This is a genomic window from Accumulibacter sp., assembly GCF_036625275.1.
Lineage (GTDB): Bacteria > Pseudomonadota > Gammaproteobacteria > Burkholderiales > Rhodocyclaceae > Accumulibacter.
In genome coordinates this window covers 80,748-99,695 of the sequence record NZ_JAZKUD010000007.1, presented here as the reverse complement: position 1 = coordinate 99,695, position 18,948 = coordinate 80,748, and the positions used below count along the sequence as shown (strand labels likewise).

General features: G+C 60.9%; 20 protein-coding genes, 2 pseudogenes and 1 riboswitch. Of the genes and pseudogenes, 20 read left to right on the top strand and 2 right to left on the bottom strand.

Features of this window, described 5'->3' with window-relative positions; all coding sequences use genetic code 11:
* The 16 genes and pseudogenes from V5B39_RS05470 to V5B39_RS05395 all read left to right on the top strand — a co-directional run.
* A partial coding sequence (locus V5B39_RS05470) for a hypothetical protein (protein WP_332341908.1) occupies positions 1–453 on the top strand: 453 nt, incomplete at its 5' end.
* A gap of 98 nt (positions 454–551) precedes the next feature.
* Positions 552–1,151: pseudogene (locus V5B39_RS05465) on the top strand (EAL domain-containing protein).
* 84 nt (positions 1,152–1,235) lie between these two features.
* On the top strand, positions 1,236–2,498 hold the full coding sequence (hemA, locus tag V5B39_RS05460) for a glutamyl-tRNA reductase (RefSeq protein WP_332341907.1): 1,263 nt from the start codon (positions 1,236–1,238) through the stop codon (positions 2,496–2,498).
* 82 nt (positions 2,499–2,580) lie between these two features.
* Positions 2,581–3,663 carry a peptide chain release factor 1 gene (prfA, locus tag V5B39_RS05455; protein WP_332341906.1) on the top strand — a complete coding sequence of 361 codons (1,083 nt, stop codon included), beginning with the start codon at positions 2,581–2,583 and terminating at the stop codon, positions 3,661–3,663.
* 64 nt (positions 3,664–3,727) lie between these two features.
* Positions 3,728–4,570, top strand: coding sequence for a peptide chain release factor N(5)-glutamine methyltransferase (gene prmC, locus V5B39_RS05450; RefSeq protein WP_332341905.1), 843 nt, complete (start codon positions 3,728–3,730; stop codon positions 4,568–4,570).
* A gap of 70 nt (positions 4,571–4,640) precedes the next feature.
* Positions 4,641–4,964 carry a Grx4 family monothiol glutaredoxin gene (gene grxD / locus V5B39_RS05445; protein ID WP_332341913.1) on the top strand — a complete coding sequence of 108 codons (324 nt, stop codon included), beginning with the start codon at positions 4,641–4,643 and terminating at the stop codon, positions 4,962–4,964.
* A 37-nt stretch (positions 4,965–5,001) separates the two neighbouring features.
* A complete protein-coding gene (locus V5B39_RS05440) occupies positions 5,002–5,544 on the top strand; it encodes a hypothetical protein (RefSeq protein ID WP_332341904.1) in 543 nt (180 codons plus the stop codon).
* 112 nt (positions 5,545–5,656) lie between these two features.
* Positions 5,657–7,240: an HPr family phosphocarrier protein gene (locus tag V5B39_RS05435; RefSeq protein ID WP_332341903.1), complete on the top strand. Its 1,584-nt coding sequence runs from the start codon at positions 5,657–5,659 to the stop codon at positions 7,238–7,240.
* 186 nt (positions 7,241–7,426) lie between these two features.
* Positions 7,427–7,783, top strand: a complete 357-nt coding sequence (locus V5B39_RS05430; RefSeq protein WP_332341902.1) for a hypothetical protein — start codon at positions 7,427–7,429, stop codon at positions 7,781–7,783.
* A gap of 143 nt (positions 7,784–7,926) precedes the next feature.
* Positions 7,927–9,294 carry a tRNA (N6-isopentenyl adenosine(37)-C2)-methylthiotransferase MiaB gene (gene miaB, locus V5B39_RS05425; protein ID WP_332341901.1) on the top strand — a complete coding sequence of 456 codons (1,368 nt, stop codon included), beginning with the start codon at positions 7,927–7,929 and terminating at the stop codon, positions 9,292–9,294.
* On the top strand, positions 9,291–10,337 hold the full coding sequence (locus V5B39_RS05420) for a PhoH family protein (RefSeq protein ID WP_434735652.1): 1,047 nt from the start codon (positions 9,291–9,293) through the stop codon (positions 10,335–10,337). Before miaB ends, V5B39_RS05420 begins: the two co-directional genes overlap by 4 nt.
* Positions 10,324–10,788, top strand: coding sequence for an rRNA maturation RNase YbeY (gene ybeY / locus V5B39_RS05415; protein ID WP_332341900.1), 465 nt, complete (start codon positions 10,324–10,326; stop codon positions 10,786–10,788). Before V5B39_RS05420 ends, ybeY begins: the two co-directional genes overlap by 14 nt.
* A gap of 175 nt (positions 10,789–10,963) precedes the next feature.
* A pseudogene (locus V5B39_RS05410) lies at positions 10,964–12,005 on the top strand (IS3 family transposase).
* 256 nt (positions 12,006–12,261) lie between these two features.
* A riboswitch (cyclic di-GMP riboswitch) is annotated at positions 12,262–12,349 on the top strand.
* A 163-nt stretch (positions 12,350–12,512) separates the two neighbouring features.
* A complete protein-coding gene (locus V5B39_RS05405; protein ID WP_332341899.1) occupies positions 12,513–12,782 on the top strand; it encodes a hypothetical protein in 270 nt (89 codons plus the stop codon).
* A 192-nt stretch (positions 12,783–12,974) separates the two neighbouring features.
* A complete protein-coding gene (tadA, locus tag V5B39_RS05400; RefSeq protein WP_332341898.1) occupies positions 12,975–13,430 on the top strand; it encodes a tRNA adenosine(34) deaminase TadA in 456 nt (151 codons plus the stop codon).
* A gap of 2 nt (positions 13,431–13,432) precedes the next feature.
* Positions 13,433–13,915: a L,D-transpeptidase gene (locus tag V5B39_RS05395; RefSeq protein ID WP_332341897.1), complete on the top strand. Its 483-nt coding sequence runs from the start codon at positions 13,433–13,435 to the stop codon at positions 13,913–13,915.
* On the opposite strand, the gene V5B39_RS05390 is transcribed toward V5B39_RS05395, so the two are convergent.
* Both V5B39_RS05390 and V5B39_RS05385 read right to left on the bottom strand, forming a co-directional pair.
* Positions 13,885–14,667, bottom strand: coding sequence for an NRDE family protein (locus tag V5B39_RS05390; RefSeq protein ID WP_332341896.1), 783 nt, complete (start codon positions 14,665–14,667; stop codon positions 13,885–13,887). The two genes, V5B39_RS05395 and V5B39_RS05390, sit on opposite strands and share 31 nt — an antisense overlap.
* A gap of 12 nt (positions 14,668–14,679) precedes the next feature.
* Complete coding sequence (locus V5B39_RS05385; RefSeq protein WP_332341895.1) at positions 14,680–15,711, bottom strand: YgfZ/GcvT domain-containing protein; 1,032 nt, start codon at positions 15,709–15,711, stop codon at positions 14,680–14,682.
* A 178-nt stretch (positions 15,712–15,889) separates the two neighbouring features.
* On the opposite strand from V5B39_RS05385, the gene mltG reads away from it, so the two are divergent.
* The 4 genes from mltG to V5B39_RS05365 are packed head-to-tail and all read left to right on the top strand — an operon-like array spanning position 15,890 to position 18,948.
* Positions 15,890–16,891 (top strand): endolytic transglycosylase MltG, encoded by a 1,002-nt coding sequence (mltG, locus tag V5B39_RS05380; RefSeq protein ID WP_332341894.1) that lies wholly within the window; start codon positions 15,890–15,892, stop codon positions 16,889–16,891.
* Positions 16,888–17,523, top strand: coding sequence for a dTMP kinase (tmk, locus tag V5B39_RS05375; RefSeq protein ID WP_332341893.1), 636 nt, complete (start codon positions 16,888–16,890; stop codon positions 17,521–17,523). The genes mltG and tmk overlap by 4 nt, the downstream gene beginning before the upstream one ends.
* A complete protein-coding gene (holB, locus tag V5B39_RS05370) occupies positions 17,520–18,560 on the top strand; it encodes a DNA polymerase III subunit delta' (RefSeq protein WP_332341892.1) in 1,041 nt (346 codons plus the stop codon). The genes tmk and holB overlap by 4 nt, the downstream gene beginning before the upstream one ends.
* A gap of 7 nt (positions 18,561–18,567) precedes the next feature.
* Positions 18,568–18,948, top strand: coding sequence for a PilZ domain-containing protein (locus tag V5B39_RS05365; RefSeq protein ID WP_332341891.1), 381 nt, complete (start codon positions 18,568–18,570; stop codon positions 18,946–18,948).

Below are 18,948 nucleotides of genomic sequence, written 5' to 3'. Positions count from 1 at the left end.
GATGTCCGATCCAGAGCCCATACGTCGAAGTCTACCCAAACTCGGCTTCTGTGTCCAGCCCTCCGCCATCTGCTCAGTCGCCGACTATCGGCCGCCGCCTCCGACTACGGGTTCACCGAATACTTACTATTGTTCTGCCTGCTGATAAACGGGCTGCTTGCCGCCGTGGCGCATGCCCAGACGGCTGATCCGGTGATGGTCGCGATCGCCTATCCGGCAACCAGCGAAGAGACCATCCCGAGGGCCTCCCTGCGCGCCATCTTTGGCATGCGCTTGCAGAACTGGCCAGCCGATACCCTGATCAGGGTATTCGTTCTCAGGGATGACGCGCCCGAGCATGCTACCTTCAGCAAGACCGTGTTGCAGGTTTTTCCTCAGCAATTGCGAATGGCCTGGGACCGGCAGGTATTTTCCGGGCAGGGACGATACCCCGAGCAGGTCGCTTCAACGTAGGAAATGCTCTCCAGAGCGGGGGCGATTGGTTACGTCAAAGTGGGTGAGGTTAAGCCGAATGTGCGTGTACTCAAGATTCGCTAGGGCCATGTTCTTGCATGGCGCTGATTGGCGTGTGCTTGCTGTGGGCTGTACCGGTGCGTGCACTGAACCTGCTGGGCGGAGATTTCCAGTTGCACGGCTTTGCTTCTCTGACGCTGGTGAACACCACCGATAACGATTTCTTTGGGTATACCGATGACCGGGTGAGCAGGGATTTCACGGAAGTCGATATGAATGGCGACGAGCTTGCTCGCAACCCGATGCTGTCCAGCCATGTCGTCTTTGAAATCACCGAAACGGCTGCCGTGTCGGATTTTTCCGCTGCCCGCGCGTTCATGCAGGCTGTGCGTGAACTGGGTTGTTCGTTTTCGCTCGACGATTTTGGTGTCGGATTTTCATCATTCAATGATATTAATCAGTTACCTGTTGATTACGTGAAGATTGACGGATCCGTTTGTGCGCACGCTGGTCGACAGTCCAGATGATCAGGTCTTTGTCCGGGCACTGACCGAGGTAGCACGAGGATTTGGCAAGAAGACTGTCAGACTGTCGCCGAGTTCGTTGAAGAAGAACGCGCGTTGAACATGTTGCGTGGTTTTGGTGTGGACTACGCACAAGGGTATTTCATCGGCAAGCCGGTGCAGGATGTGCTCTGAATGCACATGGCGCGCGGGGGCATGCGCTGTCAATGATATAATCCCTGTCCAATCCTGCCTTTTTCTGCCTGCCATCCGCCAAGAATGCCGCTGTTTACGCTTGGTATCAACCACCACACAGCTCCTTTGTCGGTTCGTGAGCAGGTGGCCTTTCACGCGGAAAGGGTGCACCAGGCATTGACCGACCTGACACGCGGAAAATCGGTTCAAGAGGCAGCGATTCTTTCCACCTGCAACCGTACCGAGGTTTACTTCGCCACCGATGCGCCAGAGGCGGCAAGCCAGTGGCTGGCTGACTATCATCGCCTGGCCCGCCACGAAATCGAGCCATACCTCTACACCTATCCCGAACGTGATGCCGTTCGCCACGCTTTCAGGGTGGCTAGTGGGCTCGATTCGATGGTTCTGGGTGAACCACAGATTCTTGGCCAGATGAAGGAGGCAGTACGTGTGGCCGAGGAAGCTGGCACCCTCGGTACAACCTTGCACAAACTTTTCCAGCATTCGTTTGCCGTCGCCAAGGAGGTGCGCTCGACCACGGCAATCGGTGTCAACGTCGTTTCCATGGCTGCCGCCGCAGTGCGCCTGGCCGAGCGCATCTTCGAGCGGATCGCCGACCAGAAGCTCCTGTTGATTGGAGCCGGCGAGATGATCGAGCTGTGTGCCAGACATTTCGCGGTACAACGGCCGAAACAGGTGCTTATTGCCAACCGGACGGTTGAGCGCGGCCAATCGCTTGCGGATCGTTTTGGCGGAACGGCGATCAGGCTCGAAGAGCTTGGCGAGCGATTGTCACAGTTCGATATCATCATCTCCTGTACGGCCAGTCCGCTGCCGATCATTGGTCTGGGCATGGTCGAGCGTGCCATCAAGACGCGTCGTCACCGCCCGATGTTCATGGTCGATCTCGCAGTCCCGCGCGATATCGAGATCGAGGTGGGCGAGATGGACGATGTTTTCCTGTATACGGTTGATGATCTTGCCCAGTTGGTTGCATCCGGACTCGAGTCGCGTCAGGCAGCCGTCGTTGACGCGGAGGCGATCATCGCCGAGCGTGTCGATGGATTCCTACGCTGGTTGGCAACGCGTGGTACAGTGCCGGTCATTCGTGCGCTGCGCGACGCGGCTGAACGATCGCGTCGGCACGAAATGGAGCATGCACTCAAATTGTTGGCCAGAGGGGACGACCCGGCGCGTGTGCTCGAGCAATTTTCTCTGCGCCTGACCAACAAGTTCCTGCACGCACCAACACAGGCGCTGAGCCATGCCGCTGGAGACCGGGATGACTTGCCGTCTCTGGCAGCCAGGCTTTTTCACCTGCATGTGGAGTCCCACCTCGGCGAATAGTGGATCTTTCGCGGGCGCCAACCTACTCCTGGAAAATTCTTCACGGCCTTTTTGCCTGAACCGCTGTCTGAACCCATTGCCCATGAACCAAAGCATTTGCGACAAACTTGAGCATCTGGCCGGTCGTCTTGACGAGCTCGACCGCATGCTGGCCAGCGGCGAGGCAACACGCGACATGGACGAGTACCGCAAGCTATCGCGCGAGCATGCCGAACTGGGTCCGGTAGTTTCCCTTTACCATGCCTGGCGACAGATCCGAGCCGATTTGTGTGCGGGGCTCGATATGCTGGCTGATCCAGAGATGCGGGAGTTGGCTGAGGCCGAAGTGGCAGGTGCCAGGGAACGCCTGCCGGAGATCGAAGCAGAACTGCAAAAACTATTGCTGCCGAAGGATGCCAAGGACGATCGCAATGTCTTTCTTGAAATTCGCGCCGGCACAGGCGGTGACGAATCGGCGCTGTTTGCAGGCAATCTGTTCCGCATGTACACACGCTACGCCGAGCGTCGGGGCTGGCAAGTGGAGGTCGTTTCTGCAAGCGTTTCGGACCTCGGCGGGTACAGGGAAGTCATTGCGCGTATCATCGGTCATGGTGTCTACTCCAGACTCAAGTTCGAGTCGGGTGCTCATCGTGTGCAGCGTGTTCCGGATACCGAGACGCAAGGCCGTATCCATACGTCCGCCTGTACGGTGGCGGTCATGCCCGAGGCCGACGCACTGGAGGAGGTGCAGATCAACCCAACCGAAATTCGCATTGACACCTATCGAGCTTCCGGGGCAGGTGGGCAGCACATCAACAAGACCGATTCGGCCGTACGCATTACTCACCTGCCGACGGGTATTGTCGTGGAATGTCAGGATGATCGCTCGCAACACAAGAACAAGGCACAGGCCTTGTCAGTGCTGGTGGCACGTATCAGGGACATGCAGGAGCGCGAGCAACAGGCGAACATCGCATCGGCGCGCAGGAATTTGATTGGCAGTGGTGATCGCTCGGAGCGAATTCGAACCTATAATTTCCCACAGGGGAGAGTCACCGACCACCGCATCAACCTGACGTTGTACAAACTGGAGGCTGTGATGGACGGCGATCTCGATGACCTGATCGCTGCGCTGACCGCCGAGTATCAGGCTGATCAGCTGGCAATGCTCGCCGAGAGCGCGTGAAGCGATCGTTCTGACGCTGATGCCGTGCCTTCTGCAATGGTCTGCGTCAATGGGCCTGCGCTGAATGTCGCAGCCACTGGTGACGAGCATCGGCGAGGCCTGGCGCGTGGCCAGCCTGAGTATTGATCGGCTGGACGCGCGTTTGCTCGTCCAGCACGTCACGGGTTGTACGCATGTCGATCTGTTGGTACGCCCGACGCAAGCGTTGTCGACTGATCAATGGGCGCGACTTGGGGCACTCGTCAAGCGTCGTTCTGACGGGGAACCGCTGGCGTATCTGGTGAATTCGGCAGAATTTTACTCGCTCGATTTTCAGGTCACCCCGGCGGTCCTGATTCCACGCCCGGAAACGGAACTGCTGGTCGAACTGGCGATTGAACGATTGCAGCCATTAAAAGCGCCCCGGATCGTAGACCTCGGTACGGGGTGCGGGGTCCTGGCGGTAACCCTCAAGTCCCTGTACCCGGCGGCCATTGTCAGCGCGGTCGACTTGTCTCCGGCGGCACTCGAAGTGGCCCGCATCAATGCCGCGCGGCATGCCGTCGAGGTCAGCTTCCTTGCGGGTGACTGGTACACCCCTCTCGGTGGAACGCGTTTCGACCTGATCGTTGCCAACCCACCTTATGTTGAGTATGCGGATCCGCATCTGCAGCAGAACGGTCTCCCCTTTGAGCCGCCGATGGCACTCAGCGACGGGGTTGATGGTGGCGACGGTCTGGCCTGCATTCGCGCAATCGTCGTCGGTGCAGCCGGACATCTACTGCCGGATGGCTGGTTGTTGATCGAACACGGTTACAATCAGGCCGCCAGAGTGCGCGATTTGTTGTGCAGTGCAGGGTTCTCCAATGTGGCTTCCTGGCTGGATCTGTCGAAGATCGAACGAGTCAGCGGTGGTTGTCTGCATTGACGATGGGGTGGCCAATCGGTACACTAATTCCTATGATTTTTATCAACTATAGAAATGGCGAGGTTTGATGATGGATGTGCAGCAACTGATCAAAGAGCAGGTCACGAATAACCCGGTGGTTCTCTATATGAAGGGGACTCCGCAATTTCCGCAGTGTGGTTTTTCTGCGGTTACCGTACAGATTCTGAAAGCCTGTGGAGTGTCCGGCTTTCTCAGCGTGAATGTGCTGGAAAATGCAGAGATTCGCAACGGTATCAAGGAATATGCCAACTGGCCAACGATTCCGCAGCTTTACGTACGCGGCGAGTTCATCGGTGGCTGCGACATCATGCGCGAAATGTATGAAGAGGGTGAATTACAGAAACTGTTCGAAGGCCTCACCGATCCGGTCTGAGCCGGCTGGTACTGATTAAGCATAATGGCAATGGTCCATGGTCGAGATGAATACTGAATGGTCGAGGTGGCAATACCTGTTGGCCGTGCTGGGCGTATCCCTGCTGTCGGCTTGTGCTGGTTATCGTGGCTGGGGTCTGCAGCCCGGCGTGACGACCTTGCCGGAAGTCGTGGCAACCATGGGGACACCCGCACTCCGCTGGAAAAATGCTGACGGCAGCGAGCAACTGGCCTATCCGCGCGGGCCAGCAGGAACCCAGACGTTCATGGTCTTCATTGCTCCGGATGGGCGGCTGCAGCAGATTGAAGCGGTGCTCGACATGGAGCATTTTGCTCGCATCGAGCCTGGAAAAAGCGACCAGGAATCGGTCCTACGCCTGATTGGTCCACCCGCTCCACAGTGGACCGCCTATTTCAAGGAACGCGACGAACTGGTCTGGGAGTGGCAGTTTTGCGATGCCTGGAATCAGCTCGCACGCTTCGACGTGCTGTTCGATGCCACCACCGGCATCGTTCGCACGAGCTACCAAAGGCAGGCACTTATGGGGGCCAACGGCGTGGCCCCGTTTTGCGGTCACTAGTAGTTCGTTTTCCTAATCAGCTTGAGGATTGAGCGATCGCCCCATTGGCGCGAAACCTGGAAAATGCCGACCATTCCCGCGGACTTTCGCGCCAGCAGAGGGCAAGTAGATCATGAACGATACAAGCGGTTGCGACTTCTTCGCCGCGGAGACGGGAGAGCGGCTGATCGACGACCCGCAGTTTTGCGAGCTGATCCGCGCACGCGGCCGGCCACTGCTCGAACTCGCCCGCGGCCTGACTGCCAGGGGCGTCGGCGAGCTTGCCCTGACGCGGCTGCTGAGTGGTCGGCTGCTGCTCGAATCGAGCCAGGTGGAAGAGTTGCTCGACGAGTACGGTGCTTCCCAGAACCGCCGTTGGAGCCGCTTGCGGGCCCTCGTTGCGGCGCTGCGCAACTTCGCGCGCATCGGCCGGACACTCGCGCATGTGCAGCGTCGCCTGCCGACCTACCGCCTGCTGGCAGTGGACGCCGATTTCCACGCTGCGACTGGCGAACGCCTGTGCCTGGTGGGTGGCGTCGTCAGCGCGGTGGCCGCCGGTCTGCTGGAGGAAGCGCGCTTGCTCGGCGTCGAGATTGCCGACATCGCCCCGATGCCAGAGGATTTTGCCGAACCGTTGCTGTCTGGTCGCCTGGCCCGCAACCGCGACGACCGCATCACTACCGACGCGAGCACCACCGTTACCTTCCTGGCAACGGAGTTCCTCAATCTGGCGGCGGCAAGCGAGCTGTTGCGCACTTCGGCCCGTGTGCCGCCGCAGGACTATGCGCACTGCTTCCCGGATCCGGTCAGCGAGGAACGTCTGCGCCAGCTCAGCTTCCGTTTCCACAATCTGCAGTCACTCTACGATACCCACGTTTCCAGAACCTGGGTCGAGAGCTTGGATCCAGATCTGTCGATCCTGCGTGGTCACGCCAGCGTCATTTATCATCTGCTCAAGATCGCCACTGATCTGGCCCACTACTACGAGCGGCACGTCAGCCCGCAGACCGGCGACGGTCTGCTGCGCGAATGGCCGGTGGTCGATACCGACACCATCATGGCCACCCTGTTCGCCTACGCCATGGCTTTCTCGAGCGATTTTCTGGACGGCGGCCAGCGCCTCAGCCAGAACATCCTGCGCCGCTACGCCGAGCCAGGGCGACTGGAGGTTCCGGTGCCCAGCTACCGAGGCTTCCACGTGCGGCCATCGAATCTGGTGGCACGCATCGTCGCGCATTACGGCAGCGAGGTGCAGATGGATCTGGACGGCAAATTGTTTGACGCCGGCTCGCCGCTCGACCTCTTCCGCGCCAACGAAACCATCAATGCGCGCAAGCGGCGCTGGCTGGCGACGGAAATCGCCCGCGTCCTTTCCGACCAGGACAGCGCACTGGAACCCTCGGCGATCGCTGCCGCCGTGCTGGCCATCGTGCATCGGCTGTCCGGCGAGGGCAAAGTGATTCTCTACCGTCAGCCGCTTGAGTTCTCCGACGAGATCGGTCGCCGTGCGGGCAGTGTCCTCGAAAACACCGTCGCCGAGATTGCACGCCTGCAGGCCACGGGACAACTCGACATCCGCACCGACCTGACCGTCACCTTCATCGGCGACAAGCGCGTTTTGGCCGATGTGGATGCCCTGGCCAGGGTTGGCTACGGCGAGGATGGCTTCGGCAACAACGTGGTGCTGCCAAAGGTGCTGTCGTATCTGCAACGCTGAAGGTCAGGAGGTGAGAGTCATGAATGCGACTCACGAAACCGCCATGACCGTTTCCACATTTGCAACCCGAATACGCGGATCGTGGTCTGAAGGGCTTGTACGGCAGGGCTTCGTTAGTCATGCGTCAGGGTTGGCTGTGCTCAAGATGGGCTGACAGCCGGGCGCCAGCTTGTCTATAATGCGCCGATGGATCTCCCCACCACACTCCTGTACAGCATTCTCAGCTCGATCGTCGAAGCCGCACTGACGCCCTCTCCTGACACGCAGGTGCTGCATGAACCGATGGCCATGGCGCGTACACTGCCTGAAGAGGCCAGGCAGGGGGTTTTGCAGCCACCAACCGGAGACGGTTTCCTGACCATCAATGGCCAGCAATGGCCACTCGCCCCGACGGCGCAGTTTCGTAATCGGCAAAACCTGCTGGTCCTGCCGATACAGATTCAGGAGCCCGTCGAAATCGTCTATCTGACCGACGCTTCCGGCGCGATCTATCGCGTCTGGATGCTGACGCCGAGCGAAGCCTCGGTATCGCGACCACGCTAACGGTCATGACTTTTCCAGATACCCCGGATCATCCCGGTCATGACCGTTTCCCCCTCTCCTCTGCCGTGCGTGGAGAGGGGAGATCCGTGAGTCGCTGACGCGGTTTTCGCATTAACGCAAACCATAAAACAAGCATAGTAGACATGGCCAAAAAACTCTTCATCCGCACCTTCGGGTGCCAGATGAACGAGTACGATTCGGACAAGATGGCCGACGTGCTCGCTGCATCCGAAGACATCGTCCACACCGATACACCCGACGATGCGGACATCATCCTCTTCAACACCTGCTCGATACGCGAGAAGGCGCAGGAGCGTGTTTTTCATGACCTCGGCCGGGTACGTCCGCTGAAACTCGCCAATCCCGATCTGGTGATTGGTGTCGGCGGCTGCGTGGCGAGCCAGGAAGGTGCGGCGATCGTCGCCCGCGCACCTTATGTGGATGTGGTTTTCGGACCGCAGACCCTGCATCGGCTGCCGCAGTTGATTGCCGACCGGCGTCGCCTGGGCAAGTCACAGGTCGATATCTCTTTCCCGGAAATCGAGAAGTTCGACCATCTGCCGCCGGCACGGGTCGAGGGCGCTGCCGCTTTTGTCTCGATCATGGAAGGCTGCAGCAAGTTCTGTTCTTTCTGCATCGTTCCTTACACGCGCGGCGAAGAGGTGTCACGGCCTTTCGACGATGTCCTGACCGAAGTCGCCGGGCTGGCCGCGCAGGGCGTTCAGGAAGTGACCCTGCTCGGGCAGAATGTCAACGCCTATCGCGGCACCATGTTGGGCAGCGGGCAGGCACTCGCTGACGATGATGCGGCCGACCTCGCCCTGCTGATCGAATACATCGCCGAAATTCCGGGCATCGAGCGCATTCGCTACACCACCTCGCATCCCCGCGAGATGTCGGCACGGCTGATCGACGCCTATGCACGGGTGCCAAAGCTCGTCTCGCACCTGCATCTGCCGGTGCAATCGGGATCCGACCGGGTTCTGGCGGCGATGAAGCGCGGCTATACGGCGCTCGAATACAAGAGCCTGGTGCGCAAGCTGCGCGCTGCGCGTCCTGATCTCTCGCTGTCTTCGGACTTCATCGTCGGTTTTCCGGGCGAAACCGCCGATGATTTCGAAAAGACGATGAAACTGATCGATGAGGTCGGCTTTGACGCTTCGTTCTCTTTCCTCTACAGCGCGCGCCCAGGGACGCCGGCGGCCGAGCTTGCCGACGATACGCCGCCATCGCTCAAGCTTGAACGTCTGCTGCGCCTGCAGAAGCGCATCGACGAACTGGCGCAGGCGGTTTCGGCAGCGATGGTCGGCAGCGTCCAGCGGGTGCTGGTCGAAGGCATGTCGAAGAAAAATCACCGGGAATTCGCTGGGCGAACCGACAACAACCGGGTGGTCAATTTTGCCGGCAAGGTTGGCGACAGCACGCCACTTCTCGATCGTTTTCTGAATGTTCGCATCACTTCCGCCCTGCCGCATTCGCTGCGCGGCGAGATCGTCGGTACAAGCGCATGAACACTCATACTTCCGAACGCCCTGTTGCGCACTCCCCGTCGCTGAAAAGTCGGGCCACCGAACTGCTGCTGTCGCCGGTCAACAACAAGCAACTGGCTAATCTGTGCGGCGCCCTCGACGAGAATCTGCGCCAGATCGAGACCGCCCTCGACGTCTCGATCGCCCGCCGTGGCGAGCGTTTTACGCTGCGCGGCGAAGCCGGACAGCGGGCGCGCGCTTCCGAGGCGCTGCAGCAGTTCTACGCACAGGCCAAGGACAGCTTGTCGGTCGACGACATCCAGCTCGGTTTGATCGAACTGCTCAACCGACCGGTACGCCACATCGCGTCGGGCGGCGGTCTGGCGCCGGCGCTATTGACCCGCAAGACCGAGCTGCACGGCCGCACGCCACGCCAGATCGAATACCTGAAGCACATCCAGGAACACGACATTACCTTCGGTATCGGCCCGGCCGGTACCGGCAAAACCTATCTTGCCGTCGCCTCGGCGGTCGACGCCTTCGAACGCGAACTGGTGCAGCGCATCGTGCTCACCCGTCCGGCAGTCGAAGCCGGCGAGCGCCTCGGCTTTCTGCCGGGCGATCTCGCACAGAAAGTCGATCCCTATTTGCGACCGCTTTACGACGCGCTCTACGATCTGATGGGCTTCGAGCGTGTCGGCAAGCTGTTCGAACGCGGTGCGATCGAGATTGCACCGCTGGCCTATATGCGCGGCCGCACCCTGAACCACGCCTTCATCATTCTCGACGAGGCGCAGAACACGACGCCCGAACAGATGAAGATGTTCCTGACACGCATCGGCATCGGCGCCAAGGCAGTAGTCACCGGCGACGTTACCCAGATCGACCTGCAGCGAGGCCAGAAGAGCGGCCTGATCGAGGCCCGCCAGATCCTCAAGGAAGTCCGCGGCATCGCCTTCACCGAGTTCCTCAAGGAAGACGTCGTCCGCCATCCGCTGGTGGCGCGCATCGTCTCGGCCTACGAAGCGCACACCGCTGCGCTGGAAGCCCATGCAGCCACGCCGACCGGGCATGGCGAAGCGTGAGCGGCGGCTGCAAGTCAGCGTACAGTACGCCGGCGACTGGCCGGACCTCCCCAGGAAATCGCAGGTTCGAAGCTGGGCACGCGCCGCAGCAGCCCCTTTTGGCAGTGGCGGACAGATCACCGTACGCTTTGTCGACGCCGACGAAGGCCGCAGCCTGAACCGTACCTACCGCTCCAAAGACTACGCGACCAACGTCCTGTCCTTTCCCTATCAGCAGCAACCCTCGCTCTGCGGTGATCTCGTGCTCTGTGCGCCGGTCGTCACATTCGAGGCCAACACCCAGGGCAAGTCGCTCGAAGCTCATTGCGCCCATCTGATCGTCCATGGCGTGCTGCATCTTCAGGGCTACGACCATGAAGCGGGCAAGAAGGAAGCCCGTGAAATGGAAAACCAGGAGCGCCGGGTACTGGCTGCGCTGGGATATCCGGACCCCTATCGGGCCGAGTCCTGACCGTCGATCGTCACCTCGCCGACCACACCGCAGGGTGGAACATCGGCAGGCGGTGACAGCCAATCAACCAGCCGCCCAAGCACAGATTGGACTCACCTGTCAGGGTGAGCTTCCCCCGAAATTTCGTCTGCCCAGGGTGACCTAAAATTGAGGAGTCATTATTGGAAGGCAGGAAATGAAGAGACCGAAGCAGGCCGACACGGCCGAGTTCAAGGCACACTGGGTCAAGGCGGCGGTGGAAGGCCGGCTCAGCGGCGTCGGTGGCCGGGTCGTGACCCCGGAAGAGAGGGCGCTTTCGAGGCTGCGCGCCGAGCCTCTCCGGCGCAAGCGGGAGCTTGAAATCATCAACAAAGCGGCGGCGTACTTCGCGAAGGATGCTCGGTGAAGTCCGCCTGGATTGCCGCACAGACCGAGTCGTTTTCCCTGGCCGAAAGGGGTGCCGTGCTTGAGGTCAGCGTCATCGGCTATCGCGCCTGGCAACGTGGCGGCGCGCCGGATCGCAAGCAATTGACCGATACCCAGATGCGGGCCCTGATTTGCGCGATCCATGCCGAACATAAAAGCGCCTACGGTAGCCCGCGCAGGGTGCGCGAACTGCGTGCGCGGGGATTTTCGGTGCGCAAGGAACGGGTTGAACGGCGGATGCGCGACAACGACATTCGTGCCCGCCCCAAGCGGCGCGACCCGGTCACGACGGACTCGAAGCCTGGCTTGCCGGTGGCGGACAACCTGCTGGCCAGAAACTTCACGCCGACGGCACCCAATCCGGTCTGGACGTCGGACATCACCGACGTGAAGTCGTTGGCTGGTCGCTGAAGCCGCGCATGACGGCAGACCGGGTGACCGATGCGCTGACCATGGCGGGGTTCAGGAAGCGTCCGGTGCCAGGGCTGCTGCACCCCTCCGACCGGGGAAGTCAGTATGCCAGCCATGCCTTTCAGGACAAGCTCAAGGCGTACGGCATGACCTGCCCGATGAGCCGGAAAGGAAACTGCTGGGACAATGCGCCGACGGAGAGCGGGTTCAACCGCTTCAAGAACGAGCGGCTGCAGGGTGTTCACGACGCGACGCCTGCCGAGATCAAGGCTGCCGCCTTTGAATACATCGAGGTTTTTGACAACCGGAAGCGCCAGCATTCGACCCTCGGCTACCAGTCGCCCGTTCAGTTCCTGGAGAACTGGATCAGCGAGCAGCGTCAGGAAAGGGTGGTAGCATGAAATCCGTCCTTTGGCAGACGAAAACCGAGGGAACCTCACTCCAGCCCACCCTGTTCCCGAAGCGTCCCAGCCTTCTTCAGGACGCGCTCCTTCTCGATCCCTCTCCGTACACGGGATGAGCGAGCGCCTCAGCTCTCTGGGAGAGGAAGACGTAACACTAGGGTCTACGCTCGCTGATCGAAGACTTCGTCCAACCCTTGGTCAGGGCGTGAGAATTTTCACGGCAGGTTTGCGGTCCAGACCTATAATGGCTTCACGAGACAAATGGCAAACGGGGTGAAAGCCCCGGACGCAAAGCTGCAGACCCTAACCCGGAACGACGGGAGGGTGGCTGGGTTACCTCGCTCCCGGCACATTCGTGCGGGTACTTGGTTTCCTTCCCACAGCTGAAACATGGCTCTCGTATGAGAGGGCAGCAAGGCCTTGTTGAATTGATGCCGATCGTATGGCACAACAATAGCCACTTCTGATGCCATGTATGGTGTGCGTTGAGAGTCTGAGGAAACCATGAAAACCTATATCGCGACGATCGAAACTCCTGGCGGAACCGAGACCATGAAACTGGCGGCGGCCAATATCCAGGAAGCCTACGGACAGGTGGCAGAACGTAGTCTTTCGGCTGCAGGCGCGTCGTATCATTACTCGATCAAGGAAGCAGCGCCGGTTACATCGCCCCAGTTTTTCGACGGGTTTGCCAACGCCAGCTTCGCGCTCATGGCTTGCATGATCCTTTTCATCGTCCTCGATCACATGCTGCGCAAGTGGCTCAGGAGCTGATGATGAAGCAAGAGAGCCTGCACACGCACACTGCGGTTCTCTGATGGAATTGATTTGAAAGTGGTGAAGGTGTCGCAGCAGTACGTTCAGAGGTCGCTGGATACCAACGCTTCCTTTCGTCAGGTAAGGTAGTACGTTTCAGGCCGGGGTATTCGCTGCAGCCTGCTTCTGTGCTGCAGTAGAATGCCATCGATGAACGACGAATTTTTCATGCGCGAGGCGATCTCCCTGGCGCGCGCTGCCGAATGCCTCGGCGAAGTCCCGGTTGGCGCGCTGGTGGTTCGTGATGGGGTCATTGTTGGCCGCGGTTTCAATTCACCGATCGGCGAACACGATCCAACGGCGCACGCCGAAATCGCGGCCCTACGCGATGCTGCGCGCAATCTGCACAACTACCGTCTGCCTGGCTGCGAACTGTTCGTGACGCTCGAACCTTGCGCGATGTGTGGCGGCGCGGTGTTGCAGGCACGCATTGCCCGGTTGATCTACGGCGCGCGCGATCCCAAGACCGGTGTGCATGGTAGTGTCGTCGATCTCTTTGCAGTACCGCGTCTCAATCATCACACGGCGGTTGTCGGTGGTGTTCTGGCCGACGAATGCGGGCAGTTGCTGTCCGGTTTTTTTGCAGCGCGGCGCAGCCGCGAGTGAGCATGCACATCCAGATCTCCATCAGACGACAGACACTGACCCTCTCGGACGACTCCGGGCAGGTGCTGCGCTGCTATCCGGTATCCACCGCAAAGAATGGCCCAGGCGAAGTCGCGGGCAGCTTCTGCACGCCGCGCGGCAGGCACCTGATCCGCGCCAAGATTGGTGCCGGTGAAGCGGTGAACACCGTCTTTGCTGCCCGTCGGCCAACTGGCGAGATCTATGGCCAGGAACTCGCCGAACGGTTTCCGCAGCGCGACTGGATTCTCACACGCATTCTCTGGTTATCCGGCTGCGAACCCGGTCGAAACCGGCTGGGTCGGGTCGATACCATGCGCCGTTACGTCTATATCCACGGCAGCCCGGACACGACGCCGATGGGCCGCCCCGGATCGATCGGTTGCATTCGCATGCGCAACGCCGACATGGTCGAACTGTTCGATCTGGTGCCGCCCTACACGCCGGTCGATATCAGCGAGGACTGAAAGCGCTCACAGACCTCGCCGGTAGCCCGGGCGTCGACATCGAAACTGCGCTCGATCAGCGTGGTCTGCCCGTCGCGGTGCCTGCTGAGCAGCGTCGAGGCGCGCGTGCCGTAGTTTTCGGAGCGAACGAAAACTGCCGAGAGGATGCGCTCCCATGCGAGCGGCACGCCGGTTTCGGGCAGGTGGACGTCGGGGACGATTTCCTGGTCGGCGAGCAGCGTAAAGAACGGCGCTGGTGCCGGCAGTCCGGAGAGGGCCGCAGCAAAGGTTGCCTTGGCACTGGCAAGCTTTGGCCAGGGGGTGTCGAGGAGGTGGTTGGAGAGGCCGTAGAGGCCCGGCTCGAGCCAGCGCGGCTGGTCGTCGCCACGGTTGCTGAAATAGCCGAGGTGCTGCTCGTCGCCAACGAACAGGTTGAAGCCATTGTAGTCGGCGGCGGCGGCCGCGACCCTGGCCAGGTACGCCGACGAACTGGCGTTGCCGGTCAGGAAATCGGCCACCAGCGCACCGCGCGAACGCGCAGCGGGGTCTGGTTTGCCGCCTTCACGGTAGTTGGTCAGGGCGGCAAAACGCTGCGCACGACTGACTCCCAGCCAGGTGCCGCCGGCCTCGAGGTCGCGCCCGGCGAGCACCTGTGGGGCTTCCTGCCAGAAAGCGGCGGGTGCCGCAGGGCGAGCGAAGAACTCGTCGCGGTTGGCGGCGACGACCAGAGGATAGTCGGGGTGCGCTTGCCAGGCGAGGACGATCAGGCACATCGTGGCCTGCACTCAAGGCGTGGTGACAGAGCGATGCACGGGTTGCAGGTCAAGGTGTGGGCCACCCGGAGCGCCGAGTTCCAGATTCCCGGCGCCGACGAAGTTCTCCTGAACGATCGCCAGGGCATCGTAGCCGCCCGACGGCGCCGGTGCGGCGTTGGCGATCATGCCGCAATGGTGCTGGGGACTGGCCGGTGAGAAAATCGCATCGCCGGTGGCCATCGGCGTGGTCGAGTGGGCGCGGTAGAGGTGGCGTTTGACTTTGCCGAGGTATTGCGTGCGGGCGACGATTTCCTGGCCGGGATAGCAGCCCTTGTGGAAGCTGATCGCTCCAAGCTGTTCGAAATCGGCCATTTGCGGAACGAACTCCTCTTTGGTGCGCTCGCTGATCAGCGGCACACCGGCCTCAATATCCAGCCATTGCCAGACGGCGGTGCCCACCGGTCGGGCCTGGGTGAGCAGTTTCAGCCATAGCGTCGGGGCGGCGTCGCGATTGACGAGAATTTCGAAACGGCGGCCATCGAGGCGGACAACGGCTCCAGCCGCGAAAACGGCGGTGTTCAAGGGATTGGCGGGAACTGGTAGCAGGACGGTTTGCAGTACCGCTTCGGCCTGCGGACCGGAGACACCGATCAGTACGCAAGCCACGGACAAATCACTGATGGTCACCTTGCTGCGTAGAACGAACATCTGCAGACGCTTGTGGATCGCCGGCAGCAGATCGGCAGACAGTTGCAACTGATAGTCGGAGCCGATGCGGAAAATCAGGAAGCTGGCGAGCATCCGCCCCTTGGCCGAGCACCAGGCCGAATGCTGTGCCGCGTCGCTGGCGAGATGCTTGACGTCGCTGGTCAATTGATGATGCAGAAAAGAGGCCGCTTCAGGGCCGCTGACCCTGATTACGCCGAGGTGGCTCAGGGGCGCAACGATGGTCGTCGTAGCGGCAGCCGCCAGCTCTGCGGCGGCATCGCCGAAATCGCAGACGAAACCGTTTTCGAGGTGTGCGCCGGAAGCTCCCAGAATGTCCTGCCAGATCAAGTTCATTGTTGCCTCATTTCCATCAAATCGTGACCGTCAATGCCCCTGGCCTGCGGTCCTCACCCGCGGGCGGCGATCCGGAACCCGCGAGTCCGGTTCAGGGCAGGGCGTTTCGGCTATTATAGGGCCACTCCAAGTCGATTCCCTCGTTCCCGCCCCGCAGCCTGCCGGTTGCGCAGGATTGATGCGCAAAGTTCTCAGTCGCTTGTTCGTTTTTCTTGTCGTGGTCTGCGTGCTGCTGAGCGCGCTGTTCGCCAGCGTGCTGCTGACGCCGATCAGTCTGGAACGTACGACGGTCGATTTCACGATCACGCCCGGCAGCAGCCTGCGCACCGCGACCCGTGAGATCGCCGCGGCCGGTGTCGAACTCGATTCCTGGGCGCTGATCCTGCTCGCCAGGATGCTCGGCGTCGAAGCTTCGATCAAGGCCGGCAGTTACGAAATCACCCACGGCGTGACGCCACTGCAGCTGTTGAGGAAACTGACCCGTGGCGACTTCACGCAGGCGGAACTGGCCTTCATCGAAGGGTGGACCTTCCGGCAAATGCGCGAGCGCCTCGACGCGCATCCGGAACTCCGCCATGAAACCACCGGCCTTCCCGAAGCCGAGATCATGCGCCTGCTGGGGGTATCGGAGACGGCCGCCGAGGGGCTCTTTTTTCCCGACACCTATCTTTTTGCCAAACGAAGCAGCGATGTCGAACTGCTGGCGCGCGCCTACCGCGCAATGCAGCGGCATCTGGCACGCGAATGGTCCGCGCGGGCAGTCGGTCTGCCTTATCGTGATCCCTACCAGGCCTTGATCATGGCTTCGATCGTCGAAAAGGAGACCGGGCGCGACCAGGATCGCTCGCTGGTGGCCGCGGTATTCGTCAACCGTCTACGCCAGGGAATGCTCCTGCAGACCGACCCGACCGTGATCTATGGCCTGGGCGACAACTTCGACGGCAACCTGCGCAAAAGCGACCTGCTGGCCGATACGCCCTACAATACCTACAAACGCGCTGGTCTGCCGCCGACACCGATCGCCATGCCTGGTCTGGCCGCCTTGCACGCGACACTGCACCCGGCACTCAGCGACGCGCTGTATTTCGTTGCCCGTGGCGATGGCACGAGCCATTTTTCAAATACGCTGCCCGAACACAACCAGGCGGTAACGCGCTATCAGAGAGGGGGCAAGCCTTGAGCCAGGGTGAGTACAAACCGCGCGGCAGATTGATCACCTTCGAAGGTATTGACGGCGCCGGCAAGAGCAGTCATCTGGCCGACGCCGCGGCCTTTCTCGGTCACCATGGCCGGACGGTGCTGACCACCCGGGAACCGGGAGGGACGCCGCTTGGCGAGAAACTCCGGGAACTGCTGCTGCACCAGGCGATGCACCTTGAGACGGAAGCGCTGCTGATGTTTGCGGCTCGCCGCGAGCATCTCGAACGGGTCATCGAACCGGCCCTCGAACGCGGCGACTGGGTAATCTGCGACCGTTTCAGCGACGCCACTTACGCTTACCAAAGTGGCGGACGTGGCCTCGACAGGCTCAAATTCGCGCAGCTCGAACAGTGGGTGCATCCCCATCTGCAGCCGGATCTGACCCTGCTGTTCGATGTGCCATCGGCCATCGCTGGCCAGCGCATTGCTGCCCAGGGACGCGAACTTGACCGTTTTGAACAGGAGCGGGCGGATTTTCATGAACGCGTGCGCCAAGCCTATCTGGAACGTGCGGCTGCAGCACCACAGCGCATGCAGGTCATCGACGCTGCCCAGGCTCCGGAGGTGATCCGGAAACTGATTCAGGAAACGATTACAAGATACTGTTTATGAATATCATCGAATTGCATTCAGCAGTCTGGCAACAACTTCGCGCGCGGCGGGCGCAACTGCCGCACGCGCTGCTGATTGCCGGTCAGCGGGGAATCGGCAAGTTCGAGCTGGCTCGCGCTTTTGCTGAATCACTGCTCTGCGAAGACCTCGCTGCTTCCGGCAAGGCTTGCGGCAAATGCCTGGCCTGCGGCTGGCTGGCGCAAGGCAACCACCCGGATCTGCGCCTGTTGCAGCCGAGTGCGCTCGTTGCCGACGCGGTGGCTGAAGCCGGGGAGGGCGAAGAGACGGGCAAGAAGAAGCCCAGCCAGCAGATCACGATCGATCAAGTGCGGGAACTCGATGAGTTCCTGCATGTCGGTACGCACCGCCATGGCGTGCGCGTGGTGTTGCTCAACCCGGCCGAGGCCATGAATCGCCCGACCGCGAATGCGCTTCTCAAGTCACTGGAGGAACCGATTGCTGCGACCCTGTTCCTCCTGGTTTCCAGCGAATCTTACCGCCTGCTGCCGACGATCCGTAGCCGCTGTCAGATGATGCCCGTGCGCAGCCCGGCGCATGATGTTGCCGGGCAATGGCTGCGTGATGCAGGGGTCAGCGATGCCGGAAGCTGGCTGGCGCTGGCTGGCGGTTCGCCGCTGCTGGCGCTGGCACTGAGCAGCAGTGGCGAGCGCGTGCTGCTCGATTCACTGCTCGCGCAGGTTTCGCTGGGCCAGGGACTCGACCCTTTGGCCGCTGCCGCCAGCCTCGACAAGCTGGTCAAGGCCGAGAAACGCCCGGCACCTTTGAAACGCGTTGTCGACTGGGCGCAGAAGTGGCTGTTCGACCTCAGTCTGGCGAGCGAGGGTCTGCCGCCACGCTATTTCCTGGGGCAGACGCCGCTGCTGCAAGGTCTGGCGCAAACCACCGACCTTCGCAAGCTCTTGGCATTGCACCGAAAGGCGATACAATACAAGGCCCAATGCGAGCAACCTTTGAACAGCCGCCTGTTTCTCGAAGAATTTTTCCTGAGTTACGCACGGCTGTTCCGAACCTCCTGAGAAGGATATGGCAGACGCAAACTCCAGCAAGCCAGTGGCCTCCGCAGCGCCGCGCCCGAGCGTATTGTCGCTGAACATTAACTCGAAGTCGGCGTTGTACGCGGCGTACATGCCGCTTCTGCGTAACGGTGGAATCTTCATTCCGACCAATCGCAACTATGGCATGGGCGATGAGGTGTTCATGCTGTTGTCTCTGATGGAGGACCCGGCCAAATTGCCGATCGCCGGTACAGTCGTCTGGATCACTCCGGTCGGCGCGCATAACAACAAGGTTCAGGGGATTGGGGTGCACTTCAAGAACGACGAAAGTGGCATCGAGGCGCGCAGACGCATCGAAGGACTGCTCGGCGGCGTGATGCAGTCCGGTCGCCCGACCCATACCGTCTGA

Coding starts and splice junctions, on each gene's coding strand:
- hemA (WP_332341907.1), top strand. CDS start 1,236: ATGCCGCTGTTTACGCTTGGTATCAACCACCACACAGCTCCTTTGTCG.
- prfA (WP_332341906.1), top strand. CDS start 2,581: ATGAACCAAAGCATTTGCGACAAACTTGAGCATCTGGCCGGTCGTCTT.
- prmC (WP_332341905.1), top strand. CDS start 3,728: ATGTCGCAGCCACTGGTGACGAGCATCGGCGAGGCCTGGCGCGTGGCC.
- grxD (WP_332341913.1), top strand. CDS start 4,641: ATGGATGTGCAGCAACTGATCAAAGAGCAGGTCACGAATAACCCGGTG.
- V5B39_RS05440 (WP_332341904.1), top strand. CDS start 5,002: ATGGTCGAGATGAATACTGAATGGTCGAGGTGGCAATACCTGTTGGCC.
- V5B39_RS05435 (WP_332341903.1), top strand. CDS start 5,657: ATGAACGATACAAGCGGTTGCGACTTCTTCGCCGCGGAGACGGGAGAG.
- V5B39_RS05430 (WP_332341902.1), top strand. CDS start 7,427: ATGGATCTCCCCACCACACTCCTGTACAGCATTCTCAGCTCGATCGTC.
- miaB (WP_332341901.1), top strand. CDS start 7,927: ATGGCCAAAAAACTCTTCATCCGCACCTTCGGGTGCCAGATGAACGAG.
- V5B39_RS05420 (WP_434735652.1), top strand. CDS start 9,291: ATGAACACTCATACTTCCGAACGCCCTGTTGCGCACTCCCCGTCGCTG.
- ybeY (WP_332341900.1), top strand. CDS start 10,324: ATGGCGAAGCGTGAGCGGCGGCTGCAAGTCAGCGTACAGTACGCCGGC.
- V5B39_RS05405 (WP_332341899.1), top strand. CDS start 12,513: ATGAAAACCTATATCGCGACGATCGAAACTCCTGGCGGAACCGAGACC.
- tadA (WP_332341898.1), top strand. CDS start 12,975: ATGAACGACGAATTTTTCATGCGCGAGGCGATCTCCCTGGCGCGCGCT.
- V5B39_RS05395 (WP_332341897.1), top strand. CDS start 13,433: ATGCACATCCAGATCTCCATCAGACGACAGACACTGACCCTCTCGGAC.
- V5B39_RS05390 (WP_332341896.1), bottom strand. CDS start 14,667: ATGTGCCTGATCGTCCTCGCCTGGCAAGCGCACCCCGACTATCCTCTG.
- V5B39_RS05385 (WP_332341895.1), bottom strand. CDS start 15,711: ATGAACTTGATCTGGCAGGACATTCTGGGAGCTTCCGGCGCACACCTC.
- mltG (WP_332341894.1), top strand. CDS start 15,890: ATGCGCAAAGTTCTCAGTCGCTTGTTCGTTTTTCTTGTCGTGGTCTGC.
- holB (WP_332341892.1), top strand. CDS start 17,520: ATGAATATCATCGAATTGCATTCAGCAGTCTGGCAACAACTTCGCGCG.
- V5B39_RS05365 (WP_332341891.1), top strand. CDS start 18,568: ATGGCAGACGCAAACTCCAGCAAGCCAGTGGCCTCCGCAGCGCCGCGC.